The organism is Vibrio metoecus (assembly GCF_009665255.1).
GTDB lineage: Bacteria > Pseudomonadota > Gammaproteobacteria > Enterobacterales > Vibrionaceae > Vibrio > Vibrio metoecus_B.
This window is the reverse complement of sequence record NZ_CP035686.1, coordinates 1,463,268-1,477,166: the sequence shown is the minus strand read 5'-3', so window position 1 is coordinate 1,477,166 and position 13,899 is coordinate 1,463,268. Positions and strand designations below refer to the sequence as shown.

The following is a 13,899-nucleotide window of genomic DNA, read 5'->3' as shown; positions in this document are numbered from 1 at the left end:
TGATATCGAACCCAGAGTTCGGTACTTTCCGTACCGATAAAACCCAGTTCGGTAGGTAATAAAGTGCAGACAACACGACGAGACTTTTTAAAACTGACCGCAGGCGGATTGATTCTAGCTGCATGTACGCCAAGCATCGCGCTCGCAAGTTATGCCGCTAAGCCAAGAGAATTGGCCTTGAGTAATTTGCACACGGGCGAAAGCATTGAAACGCGTTATTTCAATGGTAAAAACTATGTGCGTTCAGAATTGAAGCGATTGAATTACTTGTGTCGTGATTTTCGTCGTGACGAAGTTCATCCCATGGACAAAGTGCTGTTTGATCAGTTATGCCAGATTCAACAGTTATTAGGCACTCAAGCGGAAGTGCATATTGTTTCGGGTTACCGCTCTCCAGCAACCAACAAACAGTTACGCAAAAAGTCAAAAGGCGTAGCGAAAAAAAGCTACCATATGTCCGGACAAGCCATCGATTTTCGTTTAGATGGTGTTTCGTTGAAGAAAATCCGTGAAGCTGCGATTAGTTTGCAGGTCGGTGGGGTGGGTTACTATCCGAAAAGCCAGTTTATCCATATTGACACCGGACCTGTGCGCCAATGGGTTGGAGCCTAACTTGTCAAAGGCAGGCGTTAGTGACATAGTGCCAGCCAATTAAGAATCAGACAGGATAGGTTTATGTCTTTACAATATCAGGTGGTGCCAGTTACGGCGTTTTCTCAAAACTGTTCGATCGTGTGGTGCGATGAAACCATGGAAGGGGTCGTTGTGGATCCGGGCGGTGATGTGAAGCAACTGGCGATGTTGATTGCTGAACTTGGTGTGAAAGTGACCCAACTGGTACTGACTCATGGTCATCTTGATCATGTTGGTGGCACAGAGCCACTGGCTGAAGCTCTTGGTGGTACTCGTATTGTCGGACCACACAAAGCCGATAACTTTTGGCTGCAAGGCTTGGAAGGGCAAAGTAAAATGTTTGGTTTCCCTCCTACTGAAGCATTTGAACCGGATCAATGGCTGAATGACGGTGACGTGGTCACGTTTGGTAATCAAGCCCTGCAAGTTCTGCATACTCCGGGTCATACACCGGGCCATATCGTGTTGTTTAGTGATTCAGCTCGACTGGCGTTTGTCGGTGATGTGTTATTCAACGGCAGCATTGGCCGTACTGATTTCCCACAAGGGGATTTCAACACTCTCATCGCTTCGATTAAGAATAAGTTGTGGCCACTGGGCAACGATGTAACTTTCATTCCCGGCCATGGACCGAAATCGACTTTCGGACGTGAACGCGCAAGTAACCCTTACGTTGCCGATGAAATGCCACTCTATTAAGCCGCTGTAAAACGGTACTCTGGCTCGGCCGCGGCAAGATAGCGCCGAGTCAGACCGACAAACTCTTCCGCACTGCGATCTAAATCCTGCTCTGAGATAAACAGATCGTACCCAAAAAACTCACGTTGATGATGCATTCGATTAGCTAGCATGGCTTGTAACCCATGGTATTGATTGCCCTGTACATCGACGTAAGGCGTTGAGTCTAAAACCAAGTCTTCAAACTGATCTTGTCTCGCTTGTTGTTGAGCACCTAAATAGAGCAAAGCTCGTTGACTGAGCAGCACTTGGGTAGAAAGTCGCGGACAGATGCTATTAAGATAAGGTGCATACTCTTTTAAGCGAATCCCCACCCAAGGTAATGGCTGATGCCAGCCATCACGCTCATAGCTACATACGCCAATTTGGCTGATGTTATTCCACTTTACTACCCAACCACCTTGATAGAAATGTTGTTGAAAATGGGTGGTGGTTAAGGTGTAGGCTACTTGTCCTTTAAGTATTAGCCAGTAAGCCAATGCTCCCCATATCAAAAGAGCGAGTACGCCAACCAAAGCTTGCAGTGCTGTTTGTGCAAGCCAAAACACTCCGATGATGAGCACACTCGCAAGCAAGGCAACCCCAGCGAGGATCTTCGGGGTAAAATGCAGTTGATGATTGTAGAGCTGCAAGGTTGGCATAGGTTCCTCGTGTTAACGCACTTCGCACAAATTATAGCCATGCAAACGGGAAGAAGAGCAATTGTCGCGGAGAACTTGACCTCATCCCTACAAACTGTAGACGTAATTTGTTATAAAGCGCGCTTCAAAATTTTACCACTGCCTTTGGGCAGTAAAATGGAGACCAACCCGATGAGACTCGCTCACAAGCGTAAAGTGCAGGCCAAGCTGCAAAAGCGCATTAAAGCCATCGTTGCAAACCTTGCTACGGTAAAATCGAGCACGCCTGTGCAACAACAAGTACAACCTGTGCACTCAAAGCCCCTTTCTGCAAACAAAACCAAGCAAGTGGCAGCGCCAACGGTGATTTGCCAACTGACTCCAAAACAGCAGCAAGTTCTTGATATTGTGCGTGATGCGGTTGAGGGTATTAACCCGAAAGCCATCGGTTTAATCGCTGGTCAAGATGAAGCGAAAGCTTCGGCATGGGCTGCCGGTGCACTCAAAAAACTGTTGGATGAGAAGCTGGTTGAGAAGAACCAAGCGGGTAATAAAGTTACTTATACATTAGCGGTGTAAGCTGTTTGCAAAGCTCCATTTTTGGAGCTTTGCCTTTCTACTACCTATGGTTCTCAGCGTTTGGCTGTATCTTTGTCACATTTTTTACTCTTTTCTTTAAACTCTCTCCCGAAAGAATTACTAGGTATTTTTCTAGTTAGACTGAGTTTGATTAGTCTTTATGTAACTGTTTTTAAATTATTTTAAAACTTCTCCTACGTGTTATTACTTACGACTAATAGCGAATTTGCCAACACGCTTTGTTAAGTGTCTGCGTGGTCTCGCCGATTTTTTCTGCGATGAAAATCGACCACATTGGTGATGAGCCTGTCGCAGGGTGCGCAGGTATTGATAACCAAGGACGTCAAACAATGAGTCTTATCCATCAATCCGTATCACGAGTCATTAAACGAAGTGCGCTGCTGATTGCGGCAGGTGTTGCGTTGCTAACCACTTCTGTTTTTGCAGAAGAGAAAGTTTATCGCTTAACGCTAGCAGAAACCTGGGGGCCGAACTTCCCGATTTTTGGTGACACGACCAAAAATATGGCAGCTATGGCCGAGAAAATGTCGAATGGCCGTTTGCAGATCCGTATCGATTCCGCGAATAAACACAAAGCCCCACTGGGGGTATTTGATATGGTGAAATCGGGTCAATACGATATGGGACATTCAGCGTCCTATTATTGGAAGGGCAAAGTGCCTAACACCTTGTATTTCACCTCGATGCCTTTTGGTATGACAACGGCGGAACAATACGCGTGGTTCTATCATGGCGGTGGTATGGAGTTGATGGATAAAGTCTATGCACCTCATAACATGCTCTCTTTCCCTGGCGGCAATACCGATGTGCAGATGGGTGGTTGGTTTCAAAAAGAGATCAATACCGTTGAAGACCTACAAGGTTTAAAAATGCGTATCCCGGGTTTTGCGGGCGAAGTATTAGCCGAGCTTGGTGCCAAACCAACCAATATTGCTCCAGGAGAGCTGTATACCTCATTAGAGCGGCGCACGATTGATGCGTTAGAGTGGGTAGGTCCATCACTGGATTTACGTATGGGTTTCCACAAGATTGCGCCTTATTACTACACAGGTTGGCATGAGCCAGCAACGGAACTGCAATTCTTAGTCAATAAGCGCACGTGGGAGAAACTGCCAGAAGATCTGCGCGAAATCTTGCGTGTTGCGATGCGCACTGCCGCTTATGATATGTATGTTCAGTCTGTCCATGAAAGTGGCAAGAACTGGGTATCTATCACGCAAGAGTTTCCTAATGTGAAAGTGAAAACTTTCCCAGCGCCGGTCATCAAAGCTCTGCGTGAAGCCAACGATCGCTTGTTAGCGAAACACGCGGCAGAAGATCCTCTCGCGAAAGAAATTCAAGAGTCACAAGCCAATTACCTAAAACAAACCCGCAGTTGGACTGATATCTCACTTCGTGCCTATCTCAACAGTGAAGCGCAGTGATAAGCTGAACTGCGTGTGCAGGAAGCCTAAGAAAAGCACATAACGATAAAGCTCCGTGCACGTCAGTGACACGGAGCAATGTGATTAGACAGGGAGTTGGGAATGAGAAGTCTGATTTATATTGAACGGATGTTTAACCGTTTGAGCGATCTACTGGGGTGGGTCTCCAGTATTCTGTTTATTTTATTAGTGGTGAACGTCGTGTATGACGTCATCATGCGCTATGCCTTTAACGATGTTTCTATCGCGTTTCAAGAATTGGAATGGCATCTGTTTGCCGCAGTGTTTTTGCTCGGCGTTCCTTATGCGATTAAAGCCGGTGGCCATGTTCGAGTAGATATTTTCTATGAACGTTTGTCTCTTAGAGCACAAGCGGTGATTGATATTCTTGGCACTCTTTTCTTTCTTCTGCCGTTCTGTCTCTTAGTGGCTTATTTTGGGATCGACTTTGCCAAAGAGAGTTATGAGCTTGGTGAAACCTCTGGTGACCCGGGGGCTTGCCATATCGCTGGCTGATCAAGTCTATGATTTCGGTTTCATTTATTTTTATGACGATCAGTGGATTAGGTTTATTGATCCATTCGCTTAATAAAATGTTCAACCCTCGTCTTATGCATGCCGACTTAAACCAACTGAAGTAAGGGAAACGTATGATTGGTATTGTAATGTTTATCGTTGCCCTGTTTGCGTTATTACTGGGTTTTCCTGTTGCGTTTACTTTTGGTGGCATTGCACTGATTTTTGGCGTTTGGGCTGAAGGCATCGAAATGTTTGCTTTTATGCCTTATCGCATTCAGTCGATTATGGAAAACACGGTATTGATGGCGGTACCGCTGTTCGTGTTTATGGGGCTAGTACTGCAAAAAACCAAACTGGCGGAACAGTTACTTGAATCAATGGGGCGTTTGTTTGGTGGTATTCATGGTGGTGTAGCGATTTCTACTGTGTTAGTCGGGACTTTACTGGCGGCATCGACTGGCGTAGTCGGTGCTTCAGTGGTTGCCATGGGGCTGATTTCACTGCCAGTTATGCTCAAATATCGCTATGACAAAGGCTTGGCCTGCGGCACGATTTGCGCATCGGGTACACTTGGACAAATTATTCCCCCCTCTATTGTTTTGATTCTGTTGGGTGACGTATTGGGTGTGCCGGTTGGAGATCTGTTCCAAGCGGCGCTGTGGCCAGGGTTGATGCTGGTTGCGGCTTACATCATTTACATTTTGATTTACGCCAAATTAAACCCGCAAGCCGCGATGCCGATTGCGCCGGACGCCGAGCTTTCTCGCCGTCAAGAAGTGATTAAAGCACTGAAAGCGGTGATCCCACCGCTGGCTCTGATTATTGTCGTATTGGGATCTATATTCGCGGGCGTTGCCACACCGACAGAATCGGCGGCATTAGGTGGTGCAGGGGCGATTTTACTGGCGTTAGCTTACGGCCAGTTCAGTTGGCATATGGTGTATGATGCCTCTAAAGAAACCGTCAAAGTGACCGCAATGGTGTTTGCGATTTTGCTTGGTGCAACGGCATTCTCCATGGCTTTTACCTACACTGGGGGAGATGAACTAGTTGAAGAATGGATGATGAATTTGCCAGGAGACAAATGGGGTTTCTTGATTGTCACCATGCTGGTTATTTTGATCCTCGGTTTCTTCATCGATTTCGTGGAAATCTGCTTCATTATCGTCCCCATCCTTGCACCAGTGGCGGTGCTATTGGATGTCAATATGACTTGGTTTGCGATCTTGATTGCGATGAATCTACAGACATCGTTTTTAACGCCGCCGTTTGGTTTTAGTTTGTTCTACTTGAAAGGGGTTGCGCCCAAATCAGTCACAACCATGGATATTTATCGCGGTGTGGTGCCTTTTATCCTGATTCAGATCTTGGTGCTCATCTCGCTGATGGTGTTTCCAAGTTTTTATGGAATGTGATCCGACTCAAGACTGAGCGCATTGAAATTCAATCGTTACGTACAAGTTGCTAGAGTGAAACTGCTTTTCGAAAGGTCGGAAAGCAGTTTTTGTATGAGGAAAAGGAATGCCTCTCAAAGCCAAATTGATTTTACTGGCTTTACTGCCTCTATTACTTGCGACGGCAAGTATCAGTTGGATCTCGATTCATCAAGCTAAAACCTTAGGTCAACGTGAGGTCGAGATCTTTCGCGCCAAGTTGATTGAAGAGCGTGAAACATCGTTAAAAGACAGTGTTGACGTGGCATTCGATGCCGTGCGATTAATCGCCGACAACCCGAACTTAACCGAAGCAGAAGCCCAAAAGCAGGTGAAAGCCGTATTAACCAACATTCGCTATGGTTCTGATGGTTATTTTTTTGCGTACGATGCGCAAGGTACAAACTTAGTGCATCCTACTCAGCCGGAATTGATTGGACAGAACTTGTGGGAACTGCAAGATGAACGGGGCGATTACCTGATTCAAGCTCTGCTGTTCCAAGCTCAATCTGGTGGTGGTTATCATCAGTATTTATGGCGTAAACCTTCGACGGGGGAAACCGTACCTAAACTCAGCTATTCCGCTTGGCTTGATGATTGGCAATGGATGATTGGTACGGGTCTATACATTGAAGATGTCAGCCACGAAGTGGAAAAGATGCAAGCGGCGATTAACGCTAACATCGATACCACCTTCTTCTCTGTGGTGGTGATTGTGATCGTTACAGTCGCGGTCATCGTGGTGCTGACATTAGCAATTAACCTGCATGAGCACCGTTTAGCAGATAAAAACTTGAAAGATCTGGTGCATAAAACAGTTCTTTTTCAAGAGGATGAAAAGAAACATCTCGCGCGTGAACTGCATGATGGGATTAACCAACTTCTCGTTTCTAGCAAGTGCCATCTTGAATTGTTGGGAAGCCAGTTGAAGGATCCAAAGCAGTTGATGCATTTAGAAAAATCTCAGCTTTCCTTAATGACCGCGATTAACGAAGTTCGGCGTATTTCGCATCATTTGCGCCCAAGTGCATTGGATGATTTGGGTTTGCAAGCCGCGTTGACCACTTTGCTAGAGGACTTCAAGCTTCACTCACAAATGGAGATTGAAATGCTGTTTGATACCCAGCCAGGAAGATTAAAGTCGGAAGTGGCGACCACGCTATATCGTGTTGTGCAGGAATCGCTTAACAATATCGAAAAGCATGCCAAAGCACGTAAAGTCACTGTGTTATTACAGCAAATGGGTGACATGTTGCAACTCATGGTACGTGATGATGGGGTGGGTTTCTCCAGTAAAGAGGCGTTGCAAAAACGCGGCATTGGCCTGCGTAACATGCGTGAGCGGGTGGAATTCATTGGCGGTGAATTTGAATTAAGTAGCGAGCCACAACTAGGTACTGAAATCACGGTATTGTTGAAATTAGATGGATCAGTTTATGGATAAACCAATCAGAGTCGTGATGGTGGATGACCATCAAGTGGTATTGGATGGTTTTATTGCCCGCTTAGAGCAAGAGCCTGAAATCGATGTGGTTGCAACGGCCAGCAATGGTTTAGAAGCATTGGAGTTAGTTAAACTGCATCAACCGGATGTGGTGTTGATGGATGTCAGCATGCCGACCATGAATGGTATTGATGCAACCCGTTTAATTAAAGAAGAAGCCCCGCACACCAAAGTGTTGATGCTGACGATGCATGATAATCGAGAGTACATTATGCAAGTAATGCAAGCCGGCGCGATGGGGTACATGCTCAAAGAAATTTCCGCGCTCAAAATGGTGCAGGCAATAAAAACCGTTCACCAAGGGGCGACGTATTTTTGTGAATCGACCACGTCTACACTGTTTAGCCAAGAAATTTTACCTATGGCTAATAAACCTAACCCACTTAGCCGCCGCGAAGAGGCGATTTTACGCCTCGTCGCACAAGGGTGTAGCAGCAAGAAAATCGCGACCTTGCTCAATATCAGTTATCGAACCGTAGAAACTCACCGCCAAAACATCAAGCATAAACTCGATATTCACTCCACTGCGGAATTAGCGCAATACGCATTACAACACGGCTTGTTAGAGTAACTTTATTCCGGTTGAGTAATGCTGCCAATCGTGAGCATTGGGGCTGCATCCATGTCTTGCGCATTCATCATGGCTGAAATTCGTTGAACAGAGGAGAGAAGTAAACTCTGCTCCCAATCTTGTAGTTGGTGAAATTGCTCAACGAAACTTTCTTGCAAAGGCTGAGGGGCTTGGGCCAACAGTTTACGCCCTTCATCGGTTAAGTGAGCATGAACTTTACGTTTATCACTGTTACTACGCACGCGCTGCACATACCCATTGCGCTCTAATCTATCCAAAATAGTTGTGGCAGTGCCTTGGCTCATGTTGGTGTGAACTGCGAGTTCACGAATCGTGACTTGACCTAAATCGTTAATTGAGCGCATCAAAATCAGTTGCGGACCGGTGAGCCCTGCATCTTTATTGAGTTTTTTAGAGTGTAGATCGATCGCGCGGATGATCTGACGGAGTGCGACTAATACTTCTTCGTGCTTTTCCACAATGGTGCCCACATTACGATGACTCAGGCGCGAACCTTACCTCACTTCTTCTGTTTTTAAAAGCATTGAACTCTTCTCTATTGAACACCTATTTTGTCAAATTGATTTTAATTAATATGTTTTGATATCAATGTATTTTAGGGTTTCAGTATGCTCGATTTAATCATGAAAAATCCATATATACTGGGTTTTTAGTGATTAAATGCGTGTATAACTGGATCTTTTCTGTGATCTATGTAAAATAATCATGCTTTTTATGAATGGAATTAACAATGAGCACAAAGCAATTTGTGTTTTTTAAAATGAAAATGCTTTGTTGTCATTGTTATTGAGTTCGATTTATATGACTCAGAGAGGAAACATGACACAAGAAATTGATAAGTACAGTATCGACAATACGGACTACACCGTAGGTCAAGACAATGTACAAAAATGGGGATTCGATGTGCACAATCCTGTCTTTGGGATCAGTGCGGGTTTGATCGCCGCATTCTTATTGTTGGCTGTATTGGTGGATGCTCACCAAGCCAAAATAGGGTTAGACGCGATAAAGCAGAGTATTATTGCCAGTTTTGATTGGCTATTTATCTGGTCAGGCAACCTTTTTCTATTGTTCTGTATCGGCTTGGTATTGTCTCCGTATGGCAAGATACGCCTTGGGGGGCAGGCAGCAAAGGCAGATCATTCTTTTGTATCTTGGTTAGCTATGCTGTTTGCTGCCGGAATGGGGATTGGCTTGATGTTCTGGAGTGTTGCTGAGCCAGTGGCTTACTACACAGGCTGGTATGAAACTCCACTGGGCGTGGAAGCGAATACCCCACAAGCGGCACAACTTGCGATGGGTGCAACGATGTTCCACTGGGGACTCCATCCATGGGCTATTTATGGAATAGTGGCACTGTCACTGGCTTTCTTTTGTTATAACAAGGGGTTGCCACTTTCAATGCGTTCGGTGTTTTATCCTTTGCTGGGTGATCGAGCTTGGGGCTGGGCTGGGCATATTGTGGATATTCTGGCGGTGTTAGCAACCTTATTTGGCTTGGCAACTTCATTGGGGTTGGGTGCGCAGCAAGCCGCATCGGGCATTCACCACGTGTTTGGGTTTGAATCAGGTATTGGGTTACAAATTGTGGTGATCTGTGTAGTGACTGGTTTAGCCACCCTGTCGGTGGTGCGTGGTATTGATGGTGGAGTTAAAGTCATCTCAAACATCAATATGATTGTGGCTTTTTTGCTGCTCGCACTCGTTGCGGTGATTGGTTATAGCGTGACGTTTACTTCAATCCCGACCACGCTGCTAGCGTATTTGCAAAATATCATTCCACTGAGTAATCCCCATGGTCGTGAAGATGAAGTGTGGTTTCAAGGTTGGACCGTATTTTACTGGGCGTGGTGGATTTCATGGTCTCCTTTCGTGGGGATGTTCATCGCCCGCGTTTCGAAAGGCCGAACCATTCGTGAATTTATTGTGGCGGTACTGCTCATCCCAACATTAGTAACATTAGTTTGGATGTCGGTATTTGGTGGCCTAGCGATTGACGATGTGATCAACAAGGTGGGTGTGTTGGGGCAAAATGGCTTAACGGATGTGTCGTTAGCGATGTTCCAAATGTTTGATTCATTGGCTTATGGCAATGTGCTTTCGGTGATTGCGGTCGTGCTGGTCTTGGTGTTTTTTATCACCTCATCAGATTCGGGGTCACTGGTGATCGACAGTATTACATCGGGAGGTAAATTGGATTCTCCGGTGTTGCAACGTATCTTCTGGGCCGTATTAGAAGGGGCGGTTGCGATTGCCTTGTTATGGATTGGTGGAACTGAGGCCGTACAAGCTCTGCAAGCAGGGGTGATTTCAACCGCGTTACCCTTTACCGTCATCTTATTGTTGATGTGTGTCAGTCTGTGGAAAGGATTAAAAACAGAACCTGAATTCACAGAGCAAACGAAAATATTGAATCATCGTTAAGAAAAGCTCTCCTCAGATAACTGGATGGCGGCTCAAAGGTTCTATATGTTCACAAAAAAAGCGCGGAGGATTCTCCGCGCAAGCTACCTTGCGATAGATAGGAGCAGCTTTTTATAAAGCTGTGAATAAGGTGTTCTGAGTGTCTGGTGTCCAGTCTTGTTGAGAAACATGAGGGACACTAACTAAATAGCGCTTACCTTTATAGTTGACGACGTCTCCTTGTTCATAAGAAACATTGAGAGCCCAGTTTGTCGATGGATCTGCGTTGATCCATAAACTTGAAGTCGAAGACGGTGCCCAGTCTTCTTGCGCGGTGTGAGTCGTCACCGCTTTGTACACGACACCATGATGTAAAACATACTCTCCGGATTGATACGTTTTGCCAACGCTCCAAAGCGGAGTGTAGTTATCGATAGTATCAAAGACATAGCCGGCTTCTTTGGCGATGCGGATGAACTCCGCAAGCTTCGGTAAGTTTTGCGCTGCCCCCATGCCCCGTTTCCCGTCTTCAAATAGAAACTCGTGTGTTAGCACAATGACTTTATCTGCGTGAAGTGAGGTACCACAGGGAAATTCTTGAGCTTTTGAGTTAATTGGTTCGATGGTCGCGGGTGAGCAGTTATTCAAGGCGTTATCTACATAACGTAAAAAGGGTACGGCTTCGGTCAAGCTGTTGGCCGGCATAGGGATGCCCCAGTTTTCAGGTGCCCAATCTACATCCCAACCATGAGATTGATAGCCTTGATTGGCAAGAAGGTTTTGTACCTCAATCGAGGCTTTTACACTATTCGACGGGTTAGCTGGATCGCAAACATAACCCGGCTCCCAAGGTTTTAAATTGTCTGATGTGGCGCATAAACCATCGGCTTGAAAATGCTTTGTAACCCGCCAACCGTTGGTGTAAGGGAGGCGAGCGAGTTCATTACCTTTGTAATTCGGATAACTACGAATGGTTGGCAGATGTTTCTCCAGCGTGATCAGGTTTTGCTCGAAAGTGGCCGCATCATGAACAGGATCTTGATAAGAGTTGATTTGATGATTGCCCGTAACATTACAGTCTGCGCCGCTGGTTGGACCAAACTCTTCTACACAATTGTGAATCATATGATCGTAGCTGTGGTTGCCGACAATGTGGCCTGAATCCAGTGCAAATTTGAGCGCCTCTAGAGCACGATCTTCATTTTCATCACCGATGCCATCTAGGTGCCAAGCATTAACATAAAACGTCGCTTTAACACCACCTTGGTTCAATACTTTTATCACTTCGATCGAAGCGTTGATCGGACCGTCATCAAAAGTCAGATAAATCGTACCTTTAGGTGTGCCGGAGGCCAGTGCAGGGGCTGAAATGGCAAAAGCCATTGCAGTGAATAAAGCCAGTTTTTTTAATTTCATATTCATTTCCATTTGTTTAAATAAGAAATTCAGGGTGACGTTGTTAGTGTTTATATTGATAGAAATAACAAGTCTACCAGTGAGACTTATTTATTTTCTCTGATCATCCTATCCAGAAGTACATCGATAAAAATAGCGTTAACTATCCGAAATGGGATTTTGTTCACGAATAACGCAACCGGTTGCGCTTTTTAATGTGAATTTAATTTGCTACAGTTTTTAGGTCGATATTTGAACAAGGGAAGTTTGAGCATGAAAAAAATCCTACTCTGTTGTAGTGCTGGCATGTCTACCAGCATGTTAGTTAAAAAAATGCAGCAAGCTGCTGAAATTAAAGGTATTGATTGTAAGATTGATGCACTGTCAGTCAATGCGTTTGAAGACGCAATTCAAGAATACGATGTCTGTTTACTGGGGCCACAAGTTCGTTTTCAGTTAGAAGAGTTACGCAAGACAGCTAACGAATACGGTAAAAGTATTGCTGCCATCTCACCTCAAGCTTACGGCATGATGAAAGGTGATGAAGTTCTTCAGCAAGCATTAGATTTAATTAACTAAATATTTCTTTAACAGAAAATATTTCCACTCAATCCTCATTGATTAAATGAGGATGGGGTAACTCTTTATCTAAATATAAGGTGAATTCTATGAAGCTTTATGATGCGATAATTGGAATCGTAGAGAAGCATATAGCGCCCATCGCGGCAAAGGTGGGGAATCAGCCCCATGTGAGAGCGATGCGTGACGGCTTTATTGTGGCGATGCCATTTATTATTGTGGGTAGTTTTATTTTAATTTTTGCTTTTCCTCCTTTTGCTGAAGATACCACGAACACCTTTGGTCGAGTGTGGTTAGATTTTGCTACAACCCATTTCGATATGATCATGATGCCCTTTAATATGTCTATGGGAATCATGACGATATTTGTTTCATTGGGTGTGGCATACAGCCTAGCGAAAGCCTACAAAATGGACGGCATCACGAGTGCGGTGTTGTCATTAATGAGCTTTTTGTTGGTGGCTGCTCCCGCTAAAGATGACACGCTATCTATGGCTCACATGGGGGGAACAGGGATCTTCACTGCGGTGATGTGTGCTTTTTTTGCGGTGGAACTGTACCGCTTTATGAAAAAACATAACATCACCATTCGTATGCCTGAGCAGGTGCCACCGGCGATTGCTCGCTCATTTGAAGTTTTGTTGCCTGTCCTAGCAATTTTTGTGACGCTTTATCCACTGAGCCTTTTTGTACAAGCCGAATATGGCATGTTGATCCCTGATGCTGTTATGGCGATGTTTAAGCCTTTGATCAGTGCTTCGAATACTTTGCCAGCCATCATTGGTGCATTGTTGGTGTGTCAGTTGCTCTGGTTTGCAGGGATTCATGGCGCTGCGATTGTGGTGGGCTTACTGTCTCCTATCTTCTTAACCAACATTAGTGCCAATATCGATGCGTTTGTTACTGGCCAGCCTGTGCCGAATATTTTTACTCAACCATTCTGGGATTTTTATATTTTCATTGGTGGTTCTGGGGCAACACTCGCGCTCGTTATTCTGATGTCATTCAGCCGTTCTGCGCATCTGAAAAGTATCGGTCGAATGAGTGCGGTTCCTGGATTTTTTCAAATCAACGAACCGGTCATTTTTGGTAGCCCTGTGGTTATGAACCCAATTTTGTTCCTGCCATTTGTTTTTGCCCCGGTGATCAACGCTACGATCTCTTATTTCGCTATCCAGCTTGGTTTTGTTGGAATGGGGGTTGCGACGACACCTTGGACCACGCCGGCAATTATCGGTGCATCTTGGGGAAGTGGTTGGACATTGACTCCTGTGTTGCTGGTTATAGGTTTGCTTATTCTTGATCTATTTATCTACTTGCCGTTCTTCAAAATGTTTGAAAAACAAGTGCTTGAACAAGAGCAACCTGCAGAGATGAAGGCTAAAGTCGCTGAACCTAGCGGGCAAGGTGTGACAGCATAACTGTATTGGCTAAGGCTGCTCCTATTGGGTGGCCTTAG

The 13,899-nt window shown here is 45.2% G+C and carries 13 protein-coding genes and 1 pseudogene; 11 read left to right on the top strand and 3 right to left on the bottom strand.

What is annotated here, in order from left to right; all coding sequences use genetic code 11:
* Positions 1 to 63 precede the first annotated feature (63 nt).
* Positions 64 to 612, top strand: a complete 549-nt coding sequence (locus EPB59_RS06635) for a DUF882 domain-containing protein (protein ID WP_055050651.1) — start codon at positions 64 to 66, stop codon at positions 610 to 612.
* 63 nt (positions 613 to 675) lie between these two features.
* The gene (locus EPB59_RS06630) at positions 676 to 1,332 is read left to right on the top strand and encodes an MBL fold metallo-hydrolase (RefSeq protein ID WP_154171941.1); all 657 of its coding nucleotides are present in this window, start codon (positions 676 to 678) and stop codon (positions 1,330 to 1,332) included.
* Here the strand turns inward: EPB59_RS06630 and EPB59_RS06625 are convergent.
* Entirely contained in the window at positions 1,329 to 2,012 is a 684-nt protein-coding gene (locus EPB59_RS06625; protein WP_055050653.1) for a DUF2982 domain-containing protein, read from the bottom strand. The genes EPB59_RS06630 and EPB59_RS06625 overlap by 4 nt on opposite strands.
* 171 nt (positions 2,013 to 2,183) lie before the next feature.
* Here EPB59_RS06625 and EPB59_RS06620 point away from each other — a divergent pair, with 171 nt between their 5' ends.
* The 6 genes and pseudogenes from EPB59_RS06620 to EPB59_RS06595 all read left to right on the top strand — a co-directional run bounded on the left by EPB59_RS06620 (position 2,184) and on the right by EPB59_RS06595 (position 8,042).
* Positions 2,184 to 2,570 carry a hypothetical protein gene (locus EPB59_RS06620; RefSeq protein ID WP_055050860.1) on the top strand — a complete coding sequence of 129 codons (387 nt, stop codon included), beginning with the start codon at positions 2,184 to 2,186 and terminating at the stop codon, positions 2,568 to 2,570.
* 350 nt (positions 2,571 to 2,920) lie between these two features.
* Positions 2,921 to 4,015 carry a TRAP transporter substrate-binding protein gene (locus EPB59_RS06615; protein ID WP_195707100.1) on the top strand — a complete coding sequence of 365 codons (1,095 nt, stop codon included), beginning with the start codon at positions 2,921 to 2,923 and terminating at the stop codon, positions 4,013 to 4,015.
* 102 nt (positions 4,016 to 4,117) lie between these two features.
* Positions 4,118 to 4,656 (top strand): annotated as a pseudogene (locus EPB59_RS06610) (TRAP transporter small permease subunit).
* A 9-nt stretch (positions 4,657 to 4,665) separates the two neighbouring features.
* Positions 4,666 to 5,949: a TRAP transporter large permease gene (locus EPB59_RS06605; RefSeq protein WP_055050655.1), complete on the top strand. Its 1,284-nt coding sequence runs from the start codon at positions 4,666 to 4,668 to the stop codon at positions 5,947 to 5,949.
* A 106-nt stretch (positions 5,950 to 6,055) separates the two neighbouring features.
* A complete protein-coding gene (locus EPB59_RS06600) occupies positions 6,056 to 7,411 on the top strand; it encodes a cache domain-containing protein (protein WP_055050656.1) in 1,356 nt (451 codons plus the stop codon).
* The gene (locus EPB59_RS06595; protein ID WP_195706932.1) at positions 7,404 to 8,042 is read left to right on the top strand and encodes a response regulator transcription factor; all 639 of its coding nucleotides are present in this window, start codon (positions 7,404 to 7,406) and stop codon (positions 8,040 to 8,042) included. The genes EPB59_RS06600 and EPB59_RS06595 overlap by 8 nt, the downstream gene beginning before the upstream one ends.
* Positions 8,043 to 8,044: 2 nt before the next feature.
* Here the strand turns inward: EPB59_RS06595 and EPB59_RS06590 are convergent, their stop codons facing one another.
* Positions 8,045 to 8,521: a MarR family winged helix-turn-helix transcriptional regulator gene (locus EPB59_RS06590; protein ID WP_032469891.1), complete on the bottom strand. Its 477-nt coding sequence runs from the start codon at positions 8,519 to 8,521 to the stop codon at positions 8,045 to 8,047.
* Between the two features lie 361 nt (positions 8,522 to 8,882).
* On the opposite strand from EPB59_RS06590, the gene EPB59_RS06585 reads away from it, so the two are divergent.
* Entirely contained in the window at positions 8,883 to 10,487 is a 1,605-nt protein-coding gene (locus tag EPB59_RS06585; RefSeq protein ID WP_055028558.1) for a BCCT family transporter, read from the top strand.
* A 111-nt stretch (positions 10,488 to 10,598) separates the two neighbouring features.
* Here the strand turns inward: EPB59_RS06585 and cod are convergent, their stop codons facing one another.
* Entirely contained in the window at positions 10,599 to 11,894 is a 1,296-nt protein-coding gene (cod, locus tag EPB59_RS06580) for a chitin oligosaccharide deacetylase (RefSeq protein ID WP_154171937.1), read from the bottom strand.
* 240 nt (positions 11,895 to 12,134) lie between these two features.
* Here cod and EPB59_RS06575 point away from each other — a divergent pair, with 240 nt between their 5' ends.
* On the top strand, positions 12,135 to 12,440 hold the full coding sequence (locus tag EPB59_RS06575) for a PTS sugar transporter subunit IIB (RefSeq protein WP_055050660.1): 306 nt from the start codon (positions 12,135 to 12,137) through the stop codon (positions 12,438 to 12,440).
* 89 nt (positions 12,441 to 12,529) lie between these two features.
* Positions 12,530 to 13,861, top strand: a complete 1,332-nt coding sequence (locus EPB59_RS06570) for a PTS sugar transporter subunit IIC (protein ID WP_055050661.1) — start codon at positions 12,530 to 12,532, stop codon at positions 13,859 to 13,861.
* Positions 13,862 to 13,899: the final 38 nt, after the last annotated feature.

Excerpts from the sequence above, each read along its gene's own strand:
- EPB59_RS06585 (WP_055028558.1), top strand. The coding sequence starts at position 8,883 with ATGACACAAGAAATTGATAAGTACAGTATCGACAATACGGACTACACC.
- EPB59_RS06620 (WP_055050860.1), top strand. The coding sequence starts at position 2,184 with ATGAGACTCGCTCACAAGCGTAAAGTGCAGGCCAAGCTGCAAAAGCGC.
- EPB59_RS06570 (WP_055050661.1), top strand. The coding sequence starts at position 12,530 with ATGAAGCTTTATGATGCGATAATTGGAATCGTAGAGAAGCATATAGCG.
- EPB59_RS06575 (WP_055050660.1), top strand. The coding sequence starts at position 12,135 with ATGAAAAAAATCCTACTCTGTTGTAGTGCTGGCATGTCTACCAGCATG.
- EPB59_RS06595 (WP_195706932.1), top strand. The coding sequence starts at position 7,404 with ATGGATAAACCAATCAGAGTCGTGATGGTGGATGACCATCAAGTGGTA.
- EPB59_RS06625 (WP_055050653.1), bottom strand. The coding sequence starts at position 2,012 with ATGCCAACCTTGCAGCTCTACAATCATCAACTGCATTTTACCCCGAAG.
- EPB59_RS06615 (WP_195707100.1), top strand. The coding sequence starts at position 2,921 with ATGAGTCTTATCCATCAATCCGTATCACGAGTCATTAAACGAAGTGCG.
- cod (WP_154171937.1), bottom strand. The coding sequence starts at position 11,894 with ATGGAAATGAATATGAAATTAAAAAAACTGGCTTTATTCACTGCAATG.
- EPB59_RS06605 (WP_055050655.1), top strand. The coding sequence starts at position 4,666 with ATGATTGGTATTGTAATGTTTATCGTTGCCCTGTTTGCGTTATTACTG.
- EPB59_RS06630 (WP_154171941.1), top strand. The coding sequence starts at position 676 with ATGTCTTTACAATATCAGGTGGTGCCAGTTACGGCGTTTTCTCAAAAC.
- EPB59_RS06600 (WP_055050656.1), top strand. The coding sequence starts at position 6,056 with ATGCCTCTCAAAGCCAAATTGATTTTACTGGCTTTACTGCCTCTATTA.